This window comes from Microbacterium sp. NPDC087868, assembly GCF_044900755.1.
GTDB lineage: Bacteria > Actinomycetota > Actinomycetes > Actinomycetales > Microbacteriaceae > Microbacterium > Microbacterium galbinum.
Map to the genome: position 1 here is coordinate 426,678 of NZ_JBJDNO010000003.1, position 18,977 is coordinate 445,654.

Here is an 18,977-nt window from a genome sequence, read left to right on the forward strand (position 1 = left end):
CGGTGCGGGCTCCGGCTCGCACCCCCCGACGTGTTTCCCCCGCGCCCCCGGATTCGTCCGGCTCGCGGCACCTCGATACGCTCGAAGAATGCTCGAGACGCTCACCGGATTCGTCGTGGTGGGGGTCGCGATCATCGTCGGCTACGTGCTGGCACGGATCGATCTGCTCGGCGAGCACGCGCGTCCGGTGTTGAGCCGCCTGGTCTTCTTCGTGCTCTCGCCGTTCCTGCTCTTCACCGTTCTCGCGCACGCCGACGCGACGATGCTGTTCTCGTCGTTGCTGCCCGTGTCGGCCATCGCCGCGGTCGTCGTGATCCTGATCCACACCCTCGTCGCGCGCTTCGCCTGGCGTCGGTCGGTGGCCGAGACGACGATCGGCGCTCTCTCGGCCGGTCAGGTCAACTCGAACAACATCGGCCTGCCCCTCTCCCTCTATGTGCTGGGGAGTGCGGCATTCCCCGCGCCGGTGATCCTTCTGCAGCTCCTGGTCTTCACGCCGGTCTCGCTCACGATCCTCGACGCCGCCACGGCCGAGCGCACCTCTCTGCGCCGCACGCTGCTGCGCACCGCGACGAACCCGATCATCATCGGCGCCCTGCTCGGAACCCTGGTGTCGGTCACAGGCCTGCAACTCCCGGAGATCGTCCTGGCACCCGCGCAGTTGATCGCGGATGCCGCGGTGCCGGTGCTCCTCATCAGCTACGGCATGTCATTGCACGGCCAGCGCGTGCTCGGCACGCGGGGGCACCGACGCGATGTCGTCGTGGCGAGCATCCTGAAGCTGGCGGTCATGCCACTGGTCGCGTGGGTCTTCGCCCGGTTCGTGTTCGGGCTCACCACGCACGAGGTGCTGATCGTCACGGTGCTCGCGGCTCTGCCGACCGCGCAGAACGTGTTCAACTACTCGCAGCGCTACGGCGTCGGCGAGGCGATCTCCCGTGACACCGTCTTCCTCACGACGATCGGATGCCTGCCCGTGCTGCTCCTGATCATGCTGCTCCTCGGCTGACGCCGGTCGCGATCACTCGATCTGCAGGTAGGAGCCGAACCCGGTTCCGATGACGTACGAGGCGCCGAACCCGCCGTTCCCGCCGCCGGGGTAGACCCGAAGGTCGCCGTTCGCCATCCGCGCGACGAGGTCGGGGCGCCCGTCGCCGTTGTAGTCGACGCCGCCCGTCATGGCCGTGAACCCGGTCCATCCGCGCCCGACGATCTGCCGCGCGGCGAAGCCGTTGGGGATGCCCGGGTAGAAGTACTGAATGCCGGCGGCATCGATCGCGATGAGATCTCCGCGCCCGTCGCGGTCGAAGTCGCCGCCCACGAGGTAGACCATCGAATTCCACTCCGGTCCGCCGGGACGCGTCTGCCCTGACAATCCGCCCTTGCCGTCTCCGAGATGGATCGTCATGTTGCCGTCCGGACGGACGGAGATGACGTCGTGGAGGCCGTCTCCGGTGTAGTCGGCCCCGGAGATGAGATGCAGCAGTCCGCCCCATCCGGTCGCGATGTCCCGCTGGGAGGCGAACCCTCCTCCGGCCGCAGGACTGCCCCCGTAGAACTCCAGCGTTCCGTCGTTGCGGACCACGATCAGGTCGGAGTGGCCGTCGTTGTTGAGGTCGCCGTGCGCGATCTGTCCGCGGCCCGCCCAGCCAGAGGTGATGACGACGCGCGGCTTGAGCGCCGCGGTGCCGTTCCCCCCGAGGAAGTGGAGATCGCCATCGGCGGCCACACCGACGAGATCGGCCTTGCCGTCGCGGTTGTAGTCGGCCGTCAGCACCTTGGGGTTGACCGGGGTTCCGAGACCGGGGAAGTTCATCGGGATGAAACTGCCGCGCGTGACGTTCGTCAGGCACGTGAAGCCGTTGTTGATCGCGCTGTACACGCTGCCGTTGCGCCACACCTCGAAGTGCAGGTGGTACGCGTCGGTGGCGCCGGTCTTGCCGACGACGCCGATCTGCTGGCCGCGGCTGACGCGCGTGCCTGCCGCCTGCATGCCGGGCGCGGCCATGTGCCCGTAGCGGGTGACGTAGCCGCCGGGATGTTCGATGTCGACGTAGTTGCCGTACCCGCTGTTCGCGGTTCGCGCCTTGATCACGCCGTCATAGGCCGCCAGGATCGGCGTTCCGCCGCCTCCGCCGATATCGATGCCGTCGTGCTTGCGGTAGTTGTTGCGGCATCCGTCGCCGACCTTCGACTGGATGTTCCCGGACGAGGGTACGACCATCTGCCCGTCGGTCGCAGCGGATGCCGGTGCCGACGACGTGAGCGACGGGAAGAAGGAGGCGAGGACCACCGCCAGGAGTGCCAGAACACCGACTCGGGCGCGCCGCAAGCGTGACTGTCGCTTCATGTCGCGCTCTCCCGTGGTCGTTCGGCCCCAGCGGACATGATGTCCCCCGCCGTCACGGTACCAGCGCAGACGGCTCTCTCGCGGGTGCGCAGCCGTCGCCGCCCGGCGTGTCTCCGGGCGGCCACGACCCACTAGTCCTGGTGGGCGACCGTGCCGGCGGTGCTGCGACGCTTCCGGGCTGCGAGGATCGCACCCACGAGCACCGCGGCGAACGCCGCGATCAGCACCACGACTCCGACCGGCTCGCCACCTGTGGCAGCGAGGGAGGTCTGGTCGTTCGATCCGGATGACCCTGCTCCGGCGTTGCCAACCGTGCCGGTGTCCGTACCGCCGTCCGTACCGCCATCCGTGCCGCCATCCGTGCCGCCGTCCGTACCTCCGCCGGTACCGCCGCCGGTACCGCCGCCGGTACCGCCGTCCGTACCGCCGTCCGTACCTCCGTCCGTACCTCCGTCCGTACCGCCGTCCGTACCTCCGTCCGCCAGGAACGTCGCGGAGGCGGCACCGGTGAGCACCACCTGGTCGGCGACGTGGAACGTCGCGAAGACCTGGCACGGACGACCATCCAGCGAGATACCGGGGCTCTGATTCCACCCGATGTGAGAGATCGCCGACGGCGTCGCGACGATATCGAGCGTGACCGTTCCCGCTTCGGTCGAGGTGTACTCGAGCACGACGCTCACGGGCTCCCCCGCGCCCGTGACCGTGAGACTCGTGCCGTCGAGCGTTCCCGGCCCGCTGAGCACGGCGAAGGATCCGGCCGCTCCTGTCGCCGAGACGGCGAGCGGCGAGGTGAAGACGTCGGTCGTCACCGTGAACTCCGCGGGCTGACCGGCCTCGAGCGCGACCTCGGGCCCGTCGACGACGAGTGTCGGGTCATCCGGCAGATCGGCGAGAATCGATGCCTGGGTCTCGGCGTTCATGTTCGCCTCGCACGTGGCGGCCCGATCGATCTCGGCACCCGTGGGTTCCGCGGCAACCGGGTCACTGATGCACCAGACCAGGATCTGCAGAGCCGCGCGCTCGAAGGACCCCCCATCCGCCACCGCTCTGGATGTGCCGCCGAACTCGAAGTATCCGACGCCGTCGTAGGTCGCGTGACCGTGCTGCACGAGATACGCGATCAGTTTCTCCTGGTCGGCGCTGAGCTTGGCGTTCGCACCCGGCAGGGAGTCCATCCCGGGAATCGGAACACCGTCGATGTCGACGAGATTGCCCTCGGCATCGACACCGCTGCAGACGTGCGAGAAGTAGTCGGTGCAGAACATCCACTCCGAGACGGGGCCGACGCCATCGACATATCGCGTTCCGCACACCGCCGGGTAGCCGTTGAGCTCGTTGAGACCGAATGTGTCGTACAGCGGCACGACCTTCCCGGCGTTGTAGTCGTCGAGCCGCGCCCCGAACACGAGCGCGAGGTTCTCGACTGAGCCCTCCGCGTTCGTGGGATCGTCCAGCGTCTCGCCGGCGCACAGGGGTGCGACGAACTGCCCCGCCGGATCGGCCGGCACATCGGCGCTTGCGGGCGCGGCCGCACCCCATAGCCCCACCGTGACCAGCGCTGCCGTCGCCAACGTCGCAAGAACGCGCACGCCGGCCTGCTGTCGAATCGTCATCCTGAGCCTCCCGCTCGGAAATCGAGCACGCGCTCGTTTAGCTCGTGCCTCCCCACTGATGAGACTCTGCCAGACGCGTTTCATCACGCGAGTACACCGATATTTTTCTCGAACCAGTTTTCGCGCCCGGAACGAGCTAGGGCGTACGGTTCTTCTATGGGCAGGCTCAGGTACGACGGCACTTCCGACCCGATCATCATCGAGGACGTGACGCTCGCGCATCTCAAGATCATCATCGCGACGAAGCTGCGCCGGCAGGAGAGCTTCATGATGACGTGGGCGCCGCGTGACAGCGGCCCCAACAAGCGGGCGACGGTCTGGATCCATCCGGCGATCCCCCTGCAGTTCGGCTTCGACGAGGAGCAGCCGCCCGCCGTCGACCCGCAACGCATCGCCGAACTGATGCAGCACCTCAACGCCAGCGGCGAGCTGGTGCTCGATCACGTGCTGTCGAGCTAACCGAAATATCGGTGGGCGCCAGCCGACCGCACGCACCCGCTACGCTGTGGCCGTGGACCCGACACTCATCCTTCTCGGCATTCTCGTCCTCGTACTCATCATCGGCGGCCCCTTCATCAAGAGGTGGGCGAACCGCAAGGCCGCAGCCGCCGGCGAGAACGCCGGACGCAAGTTCGCCGCGAAGCAACTGGTGAACGTGCTCGTCGAGTTCGGAACCACCGTCGTCATCCACGCCCCCGAAGACGCGGCGCGCGAGATCGTCGCCGAGGCCGCGGGCAAGAAGCCCAAAGACTTCCCGGGGCGTGCGGACGGCGGCTTCGGCATCCGCTTCGTCGAGCCCGATGACACGATCGTGCGCCTGGTGCCCGATCCCGCCGGCACGCGCGTGCAGGTCGAGACCTTCCGCGAGTACATGGGCTTCCCCCAGACCGTCTCGTTCTGGCAGGACCTGCGCACGCGCATCTCGACCGCCGCCGCAGCGCGCGGGGTCACGGTGTCGGAGGGCCCGCACCTCGAATACCTTCGCGGTCACCTGCTCGACCCCAAAAACGCCCGCTGGGCACTCGACGCCTGATCGCCCCTCGCGCGGGGTGAATTCGCCTTTCGCGCCGGGTGAAACCGGCACGCAACTCCCGCCCGACGCAACTAGGCTGGACTGCGACGGCGACAGCGGCTCGCAGCGGCTGTCACGGCATCGGCCCTTCACGATCCCTCCCCGGTCCTCACGGACCTGCCCCAGAAAGGCACGAACCATGAGCGAATCCTCCGAGCCCGAAGACCGCAGCGGCGACCGCTCCCCCGACTTCTTCGACCAGCTGATCGAGACCACGCCGCCCGCAGCCTCTCCGCAGGGCTCCTCGTCGTCTCCGGCGGCGTTCACGATCGGTTTCCGCGGTTACGACAAGGCGGAGGTCGACTCCGCACTGTCGACGCTGCGCAACCAGCTGCAGCAGGCGAACGCCGACCTGGCCGACGCCGAGGTGCGTCACGCCGACGCGATCGACGCGCTGAAGTCGGAGGAGGGCTCCGCCCGCGAAGAGCTCGAGAGCGAGCTGACCGCTCTGAAGGCGAAGGTCGCCGAGACCGAGCAGCAGGTCGCGACGCTGACCTCCGAGCTCGTCGACGCCCCCGCCCCGGACGGTGAGGAGGCGCCGTCGCGCCAGCAGTTCGAGGCGATCCTGCGCGTGGCAGAGGAGCAGGCGAACGTCCTGATCCAGAACGCCGCGGTGCAGGCCGACCGCCTCATGGCCGCCGCCCGCGAAGAGGTCGCCGCCCAGCGCGCCGAGGCCGAGGCCGACGTCGCCCGCATCATCTCCCAGGCCGAGCGGGATGCCGACCAGGTGCGCCTCAAGATCGACACCGAGTACACGGCGCACGAGGCGCGCATCGAGCGCGAGGGCGCCCACGCCACCGAGAAGGTCAACCAGGCCTCGCAGGAGGCCACGGCCATCCGCACCGAGGCGGAGAAGGGAGCGGCCGCACTGCGCTCGCTCGTCACCCGCGAGACCACGCAGCTGCGTGCCGACGCCGAGCGCGACGTGCGCGAGATGAACGCCCGCGTGCTCGAGTTCGAAGAGACGCTGACCCGCCGCCAGGACGACGCCCAGCAGGAGTTCCTCGTGCTGCACAACCAGGCCGTCGCCCACGCCGAGCGCATCACGAGCGATGCGAACGAGCAGGTCTCGGCCTCTCTCGACCACGCCCAGCGCATCTCGGCTAAGGCCGACGACTACGAGCGCCTCATGCGTTCGCAGGCGCAGTCCATCGAGGCAGACGCCCAGGTGCGCGCCCGCGAGACGCTCGACCGCGCGCGGGTGAAGTCGCAGAAGATCGTCGACGCCGTCACGACGCACACCAACACGGTGCTGCGGGATGCCGAGGACCGTACCCGTCAGCTGCGCTGGCAGCAGCAGCAGCTCACGAGCTTCATGGCCGAGGTGCGCGAGCTCATCCGCCCCGACGGCGTCTTCTCCGACGAGGGCGGCGCGACCGCGTCGCTCGGCGAGGTCGCGACGGTCGCCGACGAGCCCGCCGAGGAGTTCCTGGGCGACGAGGTGCTCGATGACGAGGCGATCGACGACGATCGTCCGCTCGAGAAGATCACGATCGAGGTCGTCGAGAGCGACGACGACTCGGCACGCTGACACACCCCTGCACGACGAAGGCCCGAGCGGATTCCGCTCGGGCCTTCGTCATGGTCGTCGTCTATGCGCGGCGCATCTGCGACGCGGCCGGGCAGTCGAACGGATCGCTCGCGGCGAGTCCCACACGGTTGAGGTACGCGATGACGATCGCGTACGACCGCCACAGGCTCGTCTCGGTGTAGGGGATGCTGTTGGCCGCGCAGTAGTCCCGCACGATTCCGCGTGCCTTCGAGAGGTGCAGGCGCGACATGTTCGGGAACAGGTGATGCTCGACCTGGTGGTTGAGCCCGCCCATGAACCAGGTGGCCCACCAGCCGCCGTTGACGTTGCGCGAGGTGCGCACCTGCTTCGAGAAGAAGTCGAGCTTGGCATCGGGCGCGATGACCGGCATGCCCTTGTGGTTGGGAGCGAAGGACGCGCCCATGTAGACGCCGAAGACGGCGAGCTGCACGCCCATGAACGCGAAGGCCATGCCCAAGGGGAGGAAGAGGAAGACCGGCACGATGACCAGCGCGAGGCGGAGCGCGATGAGGCTCAGCTCGGTCCAGCGGCCCTTCACGTTCTTCTGCGTGGTGAGGTGCTTGAGGCTGATGTAGTGGAGGTTGATGCCCTCGAGCGTGAGCAGCGGGAAGAACAGCCAGCCCTGCTTGCGGGTGATCAGGCGCACGAGACCGCGCGACTGCGCGGCATCCGTCTCGAGGAACGAGATCGTGTCTACCTGGATGTCGGGGTCCTTGCCGACCTGGTTCGGGTTGCCGTGGTGGCGGGTGTGCTTGGAGTCCCACCAGTGGTAGCTCATGCCGACGGCGCCGGCCGCGAGGATCCGTGCCAGGCGGAAGTTCGACGGACCGGACGCGAGGATCTGGCGGTGGGCGGCCTCATGAGCGAGGAACGCCACCTGCGTGAAGAGGATGCCGAGGGCTCCGGCGATGAGGAGCTGGAACCAGCTGTCGCCGAGCAGGATGAACCCGGTGATCGCACCACCGAAGCCGAGGGCGAGCGCCCCCGCGACGAGAGAGTAGAAGACCGGGGTGCGCTGCATCAGGCCGGTCTCCTTGACCACCTGCTGCACATCGCGATACGCCTTCGCCATCGGCGGGAAGTCGGCGTTTCCGGAATAGGTCTGCCGGATGGGGCCGAGCGTGGAAGCGGTGGATTCGAGCTGTGAAGTGGAGATGATGCTCTCCTTCCGATCGGGAGCCCTTGAGCTTCAGAAGCCAAGGGCAGATGCCGATCGCTGACCTCAGGCTAACCCTGCCCGCATGCGCGGGAGGGCATACGAAAGCCCCTCCGGCATGCGATTCCGGAGGGGCGGGGTCGTTCAGGCGCGGGCGCGGCGCGGGCGGCGGCGGAAAACCGCGGGAAAACCGAGGTTCCGGCGCTTGCTGTGGGGTTCGTGTGAGAACTCCAGAGCCCGCTGAGCGTCATCGAGATCGGCGAATGTGCCGAGATCGGCACCGCGCGCGTCACGCACGACGTGGGCGGTGCCGTCGAACTCGACGAAACCGGCGAATTCGCCGTCGCGGGTCGCGACGTGCACGTCGAGGTCGGCCTGCTTCCAGGTCAACGGATCGGTCGGATGGAAAGTTGTCGTACTCATGGTCATGCTCATCATTGCTGTGTGGCGGGCGCGTCGGCGCTCCGCGATGGAAGATCGTGGGCGGATGCCGCGCGCGTCGATGTGCGTGGTCCGGAATGGCCCTGATCAGTGGCGACGTGGGCGCCGAGAGGGGCGTGCACACACGTTGCGTAGACAGAGTAGCAGACTTCCGGAGGCGTGTCAGACCGTCACTCCCACGGCCAGCACCGCACGGTACCCCGCGGACGCATCCCCTGACATCGTCGCGAGCTGCGACACGGCCGAATCCTCCCCGAACACGTTGTCGCTGGCGAGCGTGATCCCAGAGAGATTCCGAGCCGAGCCGTCGTAGCCCGAGGTCGCGTAGACCGCCGCGCACTCGGCCTCGGGCAGCGCCAGCTGAGACGTCGCGATCGCATTGCTCGCGTCGGTGATCGACGCGACGTCCGGATACACCTCGAAGTGGATATGCGGCCAGCGCCCGGCGTAGCAGCCGGGGAAGATCGAGGTGAACGACACCGTGCCCGCGGCATCCGCCACCTGCACGCCCCGCAGGTAGGTGACGTCCTCCAGGCCCGACGAATACATCGAGTACTCGCCCTGCGCCGTGCAGTGCCAGGCGTACACGGCGACGCCCTCGGCAGGCGCCCCGCTGGCGACATCGACGATCTGCAGCTCGAACACGAGCGGCACTCCCTCGGCCGTCGCGCCGCCGTCGATGGAGGAGCGGATGTCCTGGCGGACGATGCCCGAGTCCTCGAGGATGTCCGGACCGTTCGAGCCGTCGCCCGGGTAAGGCCCCGCGGTCTCCTCGGGAATCTCCGAGACGTCGGCGGCCACGGCATCCGCTGTCGGCGTGGGGGTGGGAGTCGGGCTGGGCGCCGGCGTCGCGGTCGGCGAGGGAGAACCGGATGCCGTGACCGACGGAGCGCAGGCGGCGAGCACCACCGCGCCCAGGCCGATCCCCGCCAGGCTCAGCACTCCGCGACGCGTCAGCAGGGTGCGCAAGTCGAAAGCCGCGCCCTGATCGACCACCTCCTCATCGGGACGATCGAGAAGACGACCTTCGTAGGCGGGGCCCTCGGCCGTACGGTCGGGCTCGGGGATCCGGGTCATGGTCGCGCTCCTCGTGTGCGGGTCGGGAGCATCCATGGTCGCGCGGCGGGTGATGCGTCGCCCCTGCGCGGGCTATGCGTTCTCGATGACGGCGGCCTTCTTCTCCGGCACCGGCGGGTGGAGCACCAGGAACACCACGATGATCACCATGATCACCGCGGTGAGCGCCACGGGGACCGGAAGGATCGGGTCGAGCAGCACGAGCACCGCACCGATCGGCACGACCGTGTTCACGACGCGGTCGGCGCTTCTGCGGATGGCGACCCACCAGACGCCGAGCAGGAAGACGGCGATCGGGACCGTCACCGTGAAGGACGCGGCCGTACTCGACAGCTCGCTCTTGCCCGTGAGCACGTCGAGCTCGACCTCGATGCCGGCCGAGAAGGCGGCCGCCGCCGCGAAGATCAGGTAGTGCGTGTAACCGTAGCGCAGCGAGCTGCCGAACGATCCGACCGCACGATGGTGCTCCGGCCAGAAGTAGATCCACCACAGCGATGCCGTCACCACCAGGGTGAGCACGGAGATGGAGATGAAGGGCACGAAGGACTCGGCCTCGTGCAGCGCCTCGATGATCGCGTTCGCCGACGCCAGCAGGCTCTCGCCGAGAACGATCAGGGTGAACAGTCCGTAGCGCTCGGTGATGTGGTGCGGATGCCAAGGGGTCTGCCGCTCGTGCTCGGCGAAGACCGGGATCGACATCTCCAGCAGCGCGAACGCGGCGAAGGCGACGAGCTGGAAGGGCCCCTCCGGCACCAGCAGGAAGAGAATCCAGAGCACCTGCACCGCGGCGATGCCGAAGGCGTACCGCCGGGTCGCCTGGCGCAGCGGACCCGCGGCGCGCGACGCCCGCAACCACTGGGCGACCATGGCGATGCGCATCACCACGTATCCGACGACCACGAGCGCGAAGTGGCCGTGTTCGAACGCGCTGGGGATGCCGGCGGCGAGCACGAGCACTCCGCTCATCTGCACGATCGTGGTGACGCGGTACAGCCAGTCGTCGGTGTCGAACGCGGTCGCGAACCACGTGAAGTTCATCCACGCCCACCAGATCGCGAAGAAGAGCATGGCGTACGAGATGATCCCGTGCTGCAGATGCCCCTCGCTGAGGGCGTGGTGGAGCTGCGCCGAGGCGATACTCACGGCGACGACGAACACGAGGTCGAAGAACAGCTCGAGCGAGCTGGCGACCCGGTGCGGCTGGGCGGCGTCACGCGGAATCATGCGGGTGAGACGCAGTCTCGGTGAAGTGGCGTTGGGTGTCACCGCGCCAGGATAGACCCGCTGTCGCGGCGGCGTGCCGGGCCGCCGGAATATCGTTTCGGATCGTTGCGCGGAGAACCTACCGAACGCGACCGCCGTGGGCTATGCTGACGGGAGTCTGCAGTGCTCTCTGTATGCATTCGCCGTGTGGGACGGTGTCTGCTCGCCCGTGATGTGGGATCACGGAACGTCAGAGGGACCCGAGGGGTCGGGAATGCAGACGAAACCGCGAGCGTGGGGCTGGCGGTCTGGGGAATATCTGGGGAAACAATGGCGCACTGGGGATTTTTGCGTACATCACCGGCTCGAGGAGCCTCGGCATGACCTCCGTAGAGGATGCCGTGAGCATCACTCGCGCAGGAACGGCATTCGTGCCGGTTGCCGCTCCGCGAGCCGTCAAGTCGGTGCCGCGCTCGGTGGTCTCACCGCGCGTCTCCGCAACGCTGGAACGCCGCCGTCAGTGGGAGCGGCGATATCGGATGCGACTGCGGACGACGGATGCGGCTGTCATCCTGCTCGCCGTCGCACTGACGGCGGCGATCCAGCTGTCCATCGGCCTCACGGTGCTCGAAGTGCTGCGCGCCAGCGCGCCGCTGGCCGTGCTGTGGTTCCTGATGCTCGGGGCACTCCACACCCGTGACGCCGCGCTGTTCCAGGCGAGCGCGACCGAGTACCGCGGCGTGGCGAACGCGAGCGGACTCGCGTTCGGTCTGGTCGCGATCATCGACGTGCTGCTGGCGTGGGAGTCGATGCAGCTGATGCTCGTCGTCGGACTGCCGGTCGGACTGCTCGCACTGCTCGTCACGCGCTGGGGATGGCGGCACTGGTTGCAGGGCGAGCGGCGTCACGGGCGCTTCGCCTCCCGCACGCTCGTCGTCGGCAACCGGGACGACGTCGAGTACGTCATCCGTACGCTGCACCCGATCGGCGCCTCCGGCTACCAGGTGGTCGGGGCGACGCTGCTCGACGGCAACGCCCGCGACGTCGAGATCGACGACATCCGCTTCCCGGTGCTCGGCAACTCCAACTCCGTGGCGACCGTGGCCACCGAGCTCGGCGCCGACACGATCATCGTCGCCAGTCGTCCGGAGCGCGACCCCGACTTCGTCAAGCACCTGAGCTGGCAGCTCGAGGGCACGGCCGCCGAACTGGTTCTGTCGAGCCGACTCACCGACGTCGCCGGCCCCCGCATCTCGTTCGCCTCGGTCGAGGGACTCCCCCTGATCCAGGTGCAGATCCCGACCTACGAGGGCGGCAAGCACGTGCTCAAGCGGGCGCTCGACGTGGTCGTCGCGACCCTCGCCCTCATCCCGATCGGCCTGATCCTTCCGGCGCTCGCCCTTCTCATCAAGCTCGACTCCCCCGGCCCCGTGTTCTTCCACCAGGAACGGGTGGGGCGCGACGGCCGGCGCTTCAGGATGGTCAAGCTCCGCTCGATGGCGACGGATGCCGAGCAGAAGCTCGCGGCGCTCAAGCTGCAGAACGAGGGCTCGGGTCTCCTGTTCAAGATGAAGGACGACCCCCGTGTCACGCGCGTCGGTCGCGTGCTGCGCAAGCTGTCGCTCGATGAACTGCCACAGTTCTGGAACGTGCTCGTCGGCGATATGAGCGTGGTCGGGCCTCGCCCGCCGCTGCCGACCGAGGTCACCGCGTACGACGGCACGGTGTTCCGGCGCCTCTACATCAAACCCGGCATCACGGGTCTGTGGCAGGTCTCGGGTCGCAGCGACCTGTCGTGGGACGAGAGCGTGCGTCTCGACCTTCGCTACGTCGAGAACTGGTCGGTCATGAACGACCTGCAGATCATGTGGCGTACGGCGAAGGTCATGGTGCAGCCCAGCGGGGCATACTGAACGCATGAGCGCCGCCACGCCCGACGAGGGCCCTGCCGTCCTTGTCGCCGTGACGACCTTCCGACGCACCGAGCTGCTGCCACCGCTGGTCGCCGCGATCCGAGACGCCGCGGGAGCCGCGGGCACCCGGATGCGGATCGCGCTCGTCGACAACGACCCGGAGCGATCGGCATCCGCGGTCGCCGCCGGCCTCGGCGTCGACTACGTCTCGGAGCCCACTCCCGGGATCGCGGCGGCTCGTCAGGCTGCGCTCGACGCCGCCCGCGCCGGTGAACTCGTCGCGATGGTCGACGACGATGTCGTCCCGCAACCGGGCTGGCTCGATGCCCTCCTGCGGGTCTGGGCGGCGGAGCATCCCGCGGTGGTGATGGGCTACGTCGAGTACGTGTGGCCCGAGGGCACGGACCCGTGGATCGTCGCCGGTGGCTTCATGCGACGCCGACGACGCGTCACCGGGCAGCACCTCGATGCTCTCGCCACCGGGAACGTGCTGGTCGATGCCGCCCAGGTGCGGCAGCTCGGTGTCTCCTTCGACACGAACCTCGGCTTGGCCGGCGGCGAGGACATGCTGTTCGGGCGAGCGATCCTCGCGGCGGGCGGGTCGATCATCGCCTCCGCCGACTCCGTCGTGCGCGACGAGGTTCCCATGGCCCGGACGACGCGAGAGTTCGTGCGACGCCGGACCATCTCGCAGGGGCAGATGCGCACGCGCCTGCTCACGCGCACGTCGTCGACGCCGCGGCGGATTCTTCTGCGCGGTGTGCATCTGGTCGGCGGCGTTGCCCGCCTGATCGTGTTCTCGGCTCGCGGCGCGCTCGCGCGTCTACGGGGAGACGTCGCGGCCCATGCCGTGCTGACACGACGCACCTGGTTCGCGCAGGGTCGCATCCTCGGCGCCATCGGGCACGTGACGCCCGAGTACGCGCGGCTCCCGAAGCCGAGCACCCCTTCGGCGTAGCCGTCCGCGCGGCACGCAGCGCAGCCCGTGCGGCGGTTGTTGGTCGTCGTTGGCCGTCGTTGGTCACCCGTGCAGGCGCGGGCAGTCGCGAGGGGTCAAGACACGCCCTGCGGAGCCCTCGGGGGCGGCGTGTTGTGACTCCTCACGTGGATACTCGAGCACGGAAAGGGCCCGGCATCCGTGAGGATGCCGGGCCTTCCAGCGACGGGAGCGTATCGGGCACTCCCGGATCGCCCAGATGCGGGGAGGGCGAGCGCCTGGCCTGGCCTTCCCCGCACCGTGCCTACTGCGGAACCACCACGGCGATGCGATCGAACGACAGCTTGGTCGCCGGGTTGGTCGACGCCGAGCTGATCGACGTCTTGATTCCGACGCCGCCGGCCGCCTGCAGAGCCGCCGTCGTGTCGGTGCCCTGCAGCTGCCACGCGGTGGGCTCTGGCTGCCCCTCGACCCAGATCTTCGCGGCGATCGTGGTCGGGTTCGTGCCCGTGACCGACAGCTTGGTGTGCAATACCTGCCCGGGCGTGTACGCGGTCGGCAGCACGTAGCTGTTACCGATCGCGGTCTCGTCGCGCAGGATGTAGAGGCGGATGACCCCGGCCGGCTCGAACCGCACGCGGGCCGAGTAGTTCGAGGTTCCGACCGTGCGTCCGAGCACCGTCACGCTCGCCGTGCCGCCGGTCGACGCGACGTCGGACGAGAACAGCGTGTCGAGCACGATGTTCGTCGCCGAGACGCCCAGACGGGCCTCACGGGTCTGCGAGGGTGCCAGAGTCACCGTTCCCTGACCGGCGGCGACGCCGAAGGCGGCATTACCGCCCGACGTGGCCCAGGCTCCGCCGAGATCCGACGTCCCCCACCCTCCGGTGAGAGTGCGGTTGAACTCGTCGGTCGCGAGCGGCGTCGGTCCCGCCGGCGGGTCGACGGGCGGCGCGGTCACGGTCACGGGGGCCGTGATGGTGTGCGTCGCTCCGTCGTCGTCGGTCACCGTGAGCGTCACCGTGTAGGTGCCGGCCGCGGCGTAAGGGTGCGACGCCGTGACGCCGGTACCCGTCGCTCCGTCTCCGAAGTTCCAGGCGTACGACGCGATCGTGCCGTCGGAGTCGCTCGAACCGTTCGCGTTGACGTTGGCCGTGAGGCCCGTCGTCGAAGACACGAACGCGGCGACCGGCGCCTGGTTCGGCTGCGCGACGACCGCACCGGTGACCACCTTGTAGTCGTCGATGCTGATCACGGTCGACACGGTCGAGACCGAACTGACGGCCATCTTCAGCCCCACGGATCCCGCCTGCTGCAGCGCGGCCGTGGTGTCGGTCGTCTGGAGCTGCGGCGTGGTCGGCTCGGTCGTTCCCGTGCGCCACACCTTGAGCGACAGATTGGTCGGCGAGGTTCCCCGCACCGACAGCACGGCCGACAGGCTCTCACCCGCGACGTAGTTGCCGGGCAGCACCACGCTGTTGCCGATCGCCGTCTCGTTGCGCAGCAGGTAGAGGCGGATCACTCCGGTGGACTCGACCTTGATGCGGCCCGAGTAGACGTCGCTCCCGACCTGACGGCCGTTGACCGTGAGGTTGAAGGCGCCGCCCGAGGTCGCGTTGCTCGACGAGATCGTCAACGAGGTGATGGTGTTCGTCGAGCTGACTCCGGCGAGGCGCGCCTCGCGGGTCTGCCCGGCTGCCAGAGCCATCTTGCCCACGCCGTCCGCGACCGAGAAGGCCGCGGCCCCGCCGGTGGTCGTCCACGCGCCTCCGACGTCGGCGCTGCCCCACGAGGCGCTCGCCGACCGTGCGAAGGCGTCGCGGGCGATCACGTCTTCGGTCGAGGCCGGAGCCACGACGACCGACGAGGTCGCCTGGTGCGTCGCACCGCGGTTGTCGGTGACCGTCAGGGTCACGGTGTACGTGCCGGCGGTCGTGTAGGTGTGGCTGGCCGTCGCTCCGGTCGCGGTCGCGTTGTCACCGAAGTTCCAGGCGTAGGCCGTGATCGTGCCGTCGGTGTCCGTCGACCCGCTGCCGTCGGCCGAGACGGTCATGCCGTCCGCACCGCGCACCACGTTGGCCACGGCCTTGGGCGGCACGTTCGCCGCCTCGACCACGATCTGCTGCGTGCTCGTCGCCGAGCCGCCGCGATCGTCCGTGACCGTGAGCGAGACCGCGTAGGTGCCGCTCGCGCCGAAGGTGTGCGCCGCGGTCGCGCCCGTCGCGGATGCTCCGTCTCCGAAGTTCCACGAGTAGCTCGCGATGGTGCCGTCCGGGTCGGCGCTGGCCGAGCCGTCGACCGACAGCGCCAGGAACTCGGCACTCGCGGTGAACGCCGATGTCGGCAGCACGTTCGGGTTGCGCACGACGACGTCGTGGCTGACCGAGGAGGTCAACGACCCGCTGTCGCGCACCGTCAGCGTGACGGTGTACGTGCCGGCCGTCGTGTAGGCGTGGGTCGGCGCGACTCCGCTGCCGGTCTCGCCGTCACCGAAGTTCCAGCTGTAGTCGGCGATCGGCCCTTCGACATCGCTCGAGCTCGAGGCGTCGAAGGCCACCGACAGGTCGGTCGGCGTGGTCGTGAACTGCGCGACCGGGAGTTCGTTGCCCTGTCCGGTCTTACCCAGCTGGTAGTGCTGCAGGATCTGGCTCGCGGACAACGGCGCGGAGTAGATCGCCACTTCGTCGACCGAGCCCACCCAGAACGGGTTGCCCTCCCATGTCGAGTCTCCGCCGACCCGCCAGTATCCGGCGTAGTCCTCGGCGTTGGACACCGAGTTCGACGCGACCAGTTCACCGTCGACGTACAGCTGCATGCCGCTCGGAGACTGCTGCGCCACGACATAGTGCCACTGGTTGTCGCGGTAGGTGCTCGGCGCGGTGAGGATGTTCGTCCCCCCGTTGTAGGTGCCGAACTTCAATCGGCCCACCGTGTCCATGTAGATGTGGCGGTCGTAGTTCGAGCTGGCGTTGGCGTTGTTCGAGTTGCTGTTGCCGAAGCCGACGATCTTGCCGCCGCCGGTCGTGGTCGTCTTGAACCAGGTCTCGATGGAGTAGATGTCGGATGCCGCGTACTGACGGTCGCTGATCACGTTCTGACGGTTGTTCCAGGTGCTGCCGAAGCTCGAGGACGTGAACCGGATCGACTTGTTGGTGACTCCCGCGAGGGCTCCGGTCTCACCGCGCTGGATGGAGGCGTTGCCGCTCGTCTTGTAGCTGCCGGTGCTGCCGTCGCGGCCGGAGTCGGCTGCCACGGTTCCCGTGGTCTCGCCCAGACGCCAGTAGAGGGTCGGGTCGAGGTCGTAGACCGCCTTGCCGTAGGCATCCGCCGGCGCTGCCGGCAGAGCCGACGTGCGACCGGAGGCCACCCAGTGGGCGTCGACGACGTCACGGGTGATCGCGGTGTTGTAGACCGCCACATCGGCGATCCGACCGTTCAGGTACCCCGAGCTGCCGGCCGAGGGCCAGCTGCCCAGCGAGTCGCCGCCGATCCGCCAGTAGCCGGAGTAGCTCTGACCGGTCGTGGTGTCGGAACGCGAACCGACGCGCTTGCCGTCGAGGTACAGCACCATGCCGGACGAGCTCATCGTGCCGACCACGTGGTGCCACTGCCCGTCGTTGAAACCGGCGCTGCTCGTGACCGCCCGGGTGGTGCCCGGGTAGACACCGAACGACACCTGGCCGGTGTTGTTGAGGTAGATGTGCCGGTCGTAGCTGCCGGAGTTGCCTGTGGCGTTGTTACCGAAGCCGACGATCTTGCCGCCACTCGTGCTGGTGGTCTGGAACCAGGCCTCCACCGAGAAGGTGTTGGGTCCGACCTCCGACACCGAGGATGCACCCGTGCCGTTCGAGCCGTTGAACGCCGTCGACGAGGACGCCGCTCCGACGACCTGGCCGGCCTGCCCGCGGGTGGTCCCGCCGGCGAGGGTGACGTCGTTGCCCGCCATCCAGTCGATGCCCGAGGTGCCGGACGCCTCGTTCAGCGGCCAGTAGTACTTCGGCTGCGAGTTGAGCACGGCGATGTTGTAGGCGTTCTCGGTGCCGGTCGCGGCCACGGTCGCCGAGGTCCAGTCGGACGTCGTCGAGTTGCCGTTCGGATCGGTGACCTTCACGCGGTACTGGTACGTCTGACCCGCGGTGACCGCGTTGTCGGAGTAAGTCAGGCGCGGACGCACCCAGTACGTCGACTCGGCCGTGGTCGTGTAGATCGGCTGCGCGATGTCGCGGCGGAAGACCTCGTAGGTGAGCTTCGCGTTGTCGGCATCGTGGTTGGCCGACCACGCGATGCGCACCTGACCGGCACGGAAGGACTGCGTGCTGATCTGGTAGGCCCCGCCCTGGATGGTCGGGCCGACCTTGTTCGGCGCGGTCGACGGCTTCGCGAAACGCACGAGGCCCTGCTGGGCGACGCCGCCGACGGCCGTGAACTCACCGCCGTAGATCAGGTACTCGCCGGCACCCGTGACCGACCATCCGGCCTGGTCCATGCCCGAGACCGAGCCCGGCTGCCACTTCGGGTACCAGTGCAGCAGCTTCGCGGCAGGGTTGCCGGTGAAGCTGCGGTAACCGTAGGGGTCGGGCGTGATGGTGCGGTTCGACGGGTTCTTGTCGAACGCCAGCGAGTGGTTGAAGTTCCACGGGTCGAGCTGCGGGAACTCACCGATGTTGCCGCAGTAGTGGGTGTGGGACGCCGTGTAGAGCACGCCCCCGGTCGGGAAGATCGAGTACGTGTCGCCGTGGCAGTCCTCCATCCACGCCATCGATCCGTCGCTCCAGTTCGCACGGAATGCGCCCTCGAAGTCGTCCTCGGTCTTGGAGCCGCCGAAGTCGTAGCCGCTGCCGTACACGCTGTCGCCGTCGGAGGCGAGCGCGTAGATCGATGCGCCGGTGCCGGCATTGCGGATCACGCTGTTGATCGCCCACGGCAGGCTCTGGCCGGTGACCGCGTCGAGGGCGGCCATGCCGCGCCCGGGGTTGGTCGAGCCGTTGGTCGAGGTGAAGGAACCACCGATGACGACCTTCGACTTGTCGGGCGACACCACCACGGCGCGCACGCCGTAGCCGCCCGCGAGTTGCGGGTTGAAGTCGAGCACGGCACCGGTCGATGCGCTCAGCGCGGCGACACCGGTGCGGGCGACGTTGTTGATGTTGGTGAACTCACCCGTGACGTAGACGGTCGTGTCGGTGGCGACGATGCCCTGCACGATCGTGTTCGTCCCGGGGGTCCAGGTCGAGATGAGCTGACCGGTCGCGGTGTTGAACGCCGCGAGACGGTAGCGGTTCTGCCCGTCGACGGCCGTGAAACCGCCGCCGATGTAGAGGCGGGAGCCGTCGGGCGAGACGGCGGCCGCGAGGATGCGACCGTTCACGTTCGGGTTGAACGACGTGTCGAGCACACCCGTGGCGAGGTTGTACGCCAGCAGGTTCGACCGCGCCGTCTCGTTCGTGCCGGCGGCGGCGCCGGCCGGGCGCGCGCTGGTGAACTGGCCACCGGCGAAGACCTTGTTGCCCGCGACGGCCTGAGCCCACACGATGCCGTTGATCTGCACGGTCGGCAGTGGATCGGCGCTCATGGTCGTCGGCAGCGCCGGATCGGTCGGAACCGTATCGGCCTGCGCGGCGGGAGCCGTCAGTGTGGCACCGAGCATCGCTGTCACCAGA

General features: G+C 68.5%; 13 protein-coding genes. 6 read left to right on the forward strand and 7 right to left on the reverse strand.

From position 1 onward, the window contains the following. Positions 1 to 88: 88 nt before the first annotated feature. A complete protein-coding gene (locus tag ACI2JZ_RS12320) occupies positions 89 to 1,009 on the forward strand; it encodes an AEC family transporter (RefSeq protein ID WP_404597760.1) in 921 nt (306 codons plus the stop codon). Between the two features lie 12 nt (positions 1,010 to 1,021). On the opposite strand, the gene ACI2JZ_RS12325 is transcribed toward ACI2JZ_RS12320, so the two are convergent. Next, on the reverse strand, positions 1,022 to 2,350 hold the full coding sequence (locus ACI2JZ_RS12325) for a peptidoglycan DD-metalloendopeptidase family protein (protein ID WP_404597762.1): 1,329 nt from the start codon (positions 2,348 to 2,350) through the stop codon (positions 1,022 to 1,024). 131 nt (positions 2,351 to 2,481) lie between these two features. Continuing rightward, a complete protein-coding gene (locus ACI2JZ_RS12330) occupies positions 2,482 to 3,966 on the reverse strand; it encodes a hypothetical protein (RefSeq protein ID WP_404597764.1) in 1,485 nt (494 codons plus the stop codon). Positions 3,967 to 4,122: 156 nt separating this feature from the next. Between ACI2JZ_RS12330 and ACI2JZ_RS12335 the strand changes: the two genes are divergently transcribed. From ACI2JZ_RS12335 to ACI2JZ_RS12345, 3 genes are all read left to right on the forward strand, one after another. After that, positions 4,123 to 4,425, forward strand: a complete 303-nt coding sequence (locus ACI2JZ_RS12335) for a hypothetical protein (protein ID WP_247632945.1) — start codon at positions 4,123 to 4,125, stop codon at positions 4,423 to 4,425. Positions 4,426 to 4,477: 52 nt separating this feature from the next. Then, entirely contained in the window at positions 4,478 to 4,999 is a 522-nt protein-coding gene (locus ACI2JZ_RS12340; protein ID WP_404597766.1) for a hypothetical protein, read from the forward strand. Between the two features lie 178 nt (positions 5,000 to 5,177). Further along, positions 5,178 to 6,569 (forward strand): cell division initiation protein, encoded by a 1,392-nt coding sequence (locus ACI2JZ_RS12345; protein WP_404597767.1) that lies wholly within the window; start codon positions 5,178 to 5,180, stop codon positions 6,567 to 6,569. A gap of 61 nt (positions 6,570 to 6,630) precedes the next feature. On the opposite strand, the gene ACI2JZ_RS12350 is transcribed toward ACI2JZ_RS12345, so the two are convergent. The 4 genes from ACI2JZ_RS12350 to ACI2JZ_RS12365 form a co-directional block, all read right to left on the reverse strand. Next, on the reverse strand, positions 6,631 to 7,662 hold the full coding sequence (locus ACI2JZ_RS12350; RefSeq protein ID WP_247623489.1) for an acyl-CoA desaturase: 1,032 nt from the start codon (positions 7,660 to 7,662) through the stop codon (positions 6,631 to 6,633). A gap of 228 nt (positions 7,663 to 7,890) precedes the next feature. Continuing rightward, on the reverse strand, positions 7,891 to 8,169 hold the full coding sequence (locus tag ACI2JZ_RS12355) for a hypothetical protein (protein WP_247623490.1): 279 nt from the start codon (positions 8,167 to 8,169) through the stop codon (positions 7,891 to 7,893). Between the two features lie 180 nt (positions 8,170 to 8,349). After that, the gene (locus ACI2JZ_RS12360) at positions 8,350 to 9,264 is read right to left on the reverse strand and encodes an intradiol ring-cleavage dioxygenase (protein WP_404597769.1); all 915 of its coding nucleotides are present in this window, start codon (positions 9,262 to 9,264) and stop codon (positions 8,350 to 8,352) included. 72 nt (positions 9,265 to 9,336) lie between these two features. After that, positions 9,337 to 10,488, reverse strand: coding sequence for a low temperature requirement protein A (locus ACI2JZ_RS12365; protein ID WP_404597770.1), 1,152 nt, complete (start codon positions 10,486 to 10,488; stop codon positions 9,337 to 9,339). Between the two features lie 359 nt (positions 10,489 to 10,847). On the opposite strand from ACI2JZ_RS12365, the gene ACI2JZ_RS12370 reads away from it, so the two are divergent. Together ACI2JZ_RS12370 and ACI2JZ_RS12375 are read left to right on the forward strand one after the other, a co-directional pair. Further along, the gene (locus ACI2JZ_RS12370; RefSeq protein WP_247623493.1) at positions 10,848 to 12,380 is read left to right on the forward strand and encodes a sugar transferase; all 1,533 of its coding nucleotides are present in this window, start codon (positions 10,848 to 10,850) and stop codon (positions 12,378 to 12,380) included. A gap of 4 nt (positions 12,381 to 12,384) precedes the next feature. Then, entirely contained in the window at positions 12,385 to 13,338 is a 954-nt protein-coding gene (locus ACI2JZ_RS12375; protein WP_404597772.1) for a glycosyltransferase, read from the forward strand. 283 nt (positions 13,339 to 13,621) lie between these two features. Here ACI2JZ_RS12375 and ACI2JZ_RS12380 read toward each other — a convergent pair whose 3' ends face one another. Beyond that, the gene (locus ACI2JZ_RS12380; protein WP_404597774.1) at positions 13,622 to 18,964 is read right to left on the reverse strand and encodes a PKD domain-containing protein; all 5,343 of its coding nucleotides are present in this window, start codon (positions 18,962 to 18,964) and stop codon (positions 13,622 to 13,624) included. Positions 18,965 to 18,977: the final 13 nt, after the last annotated feature.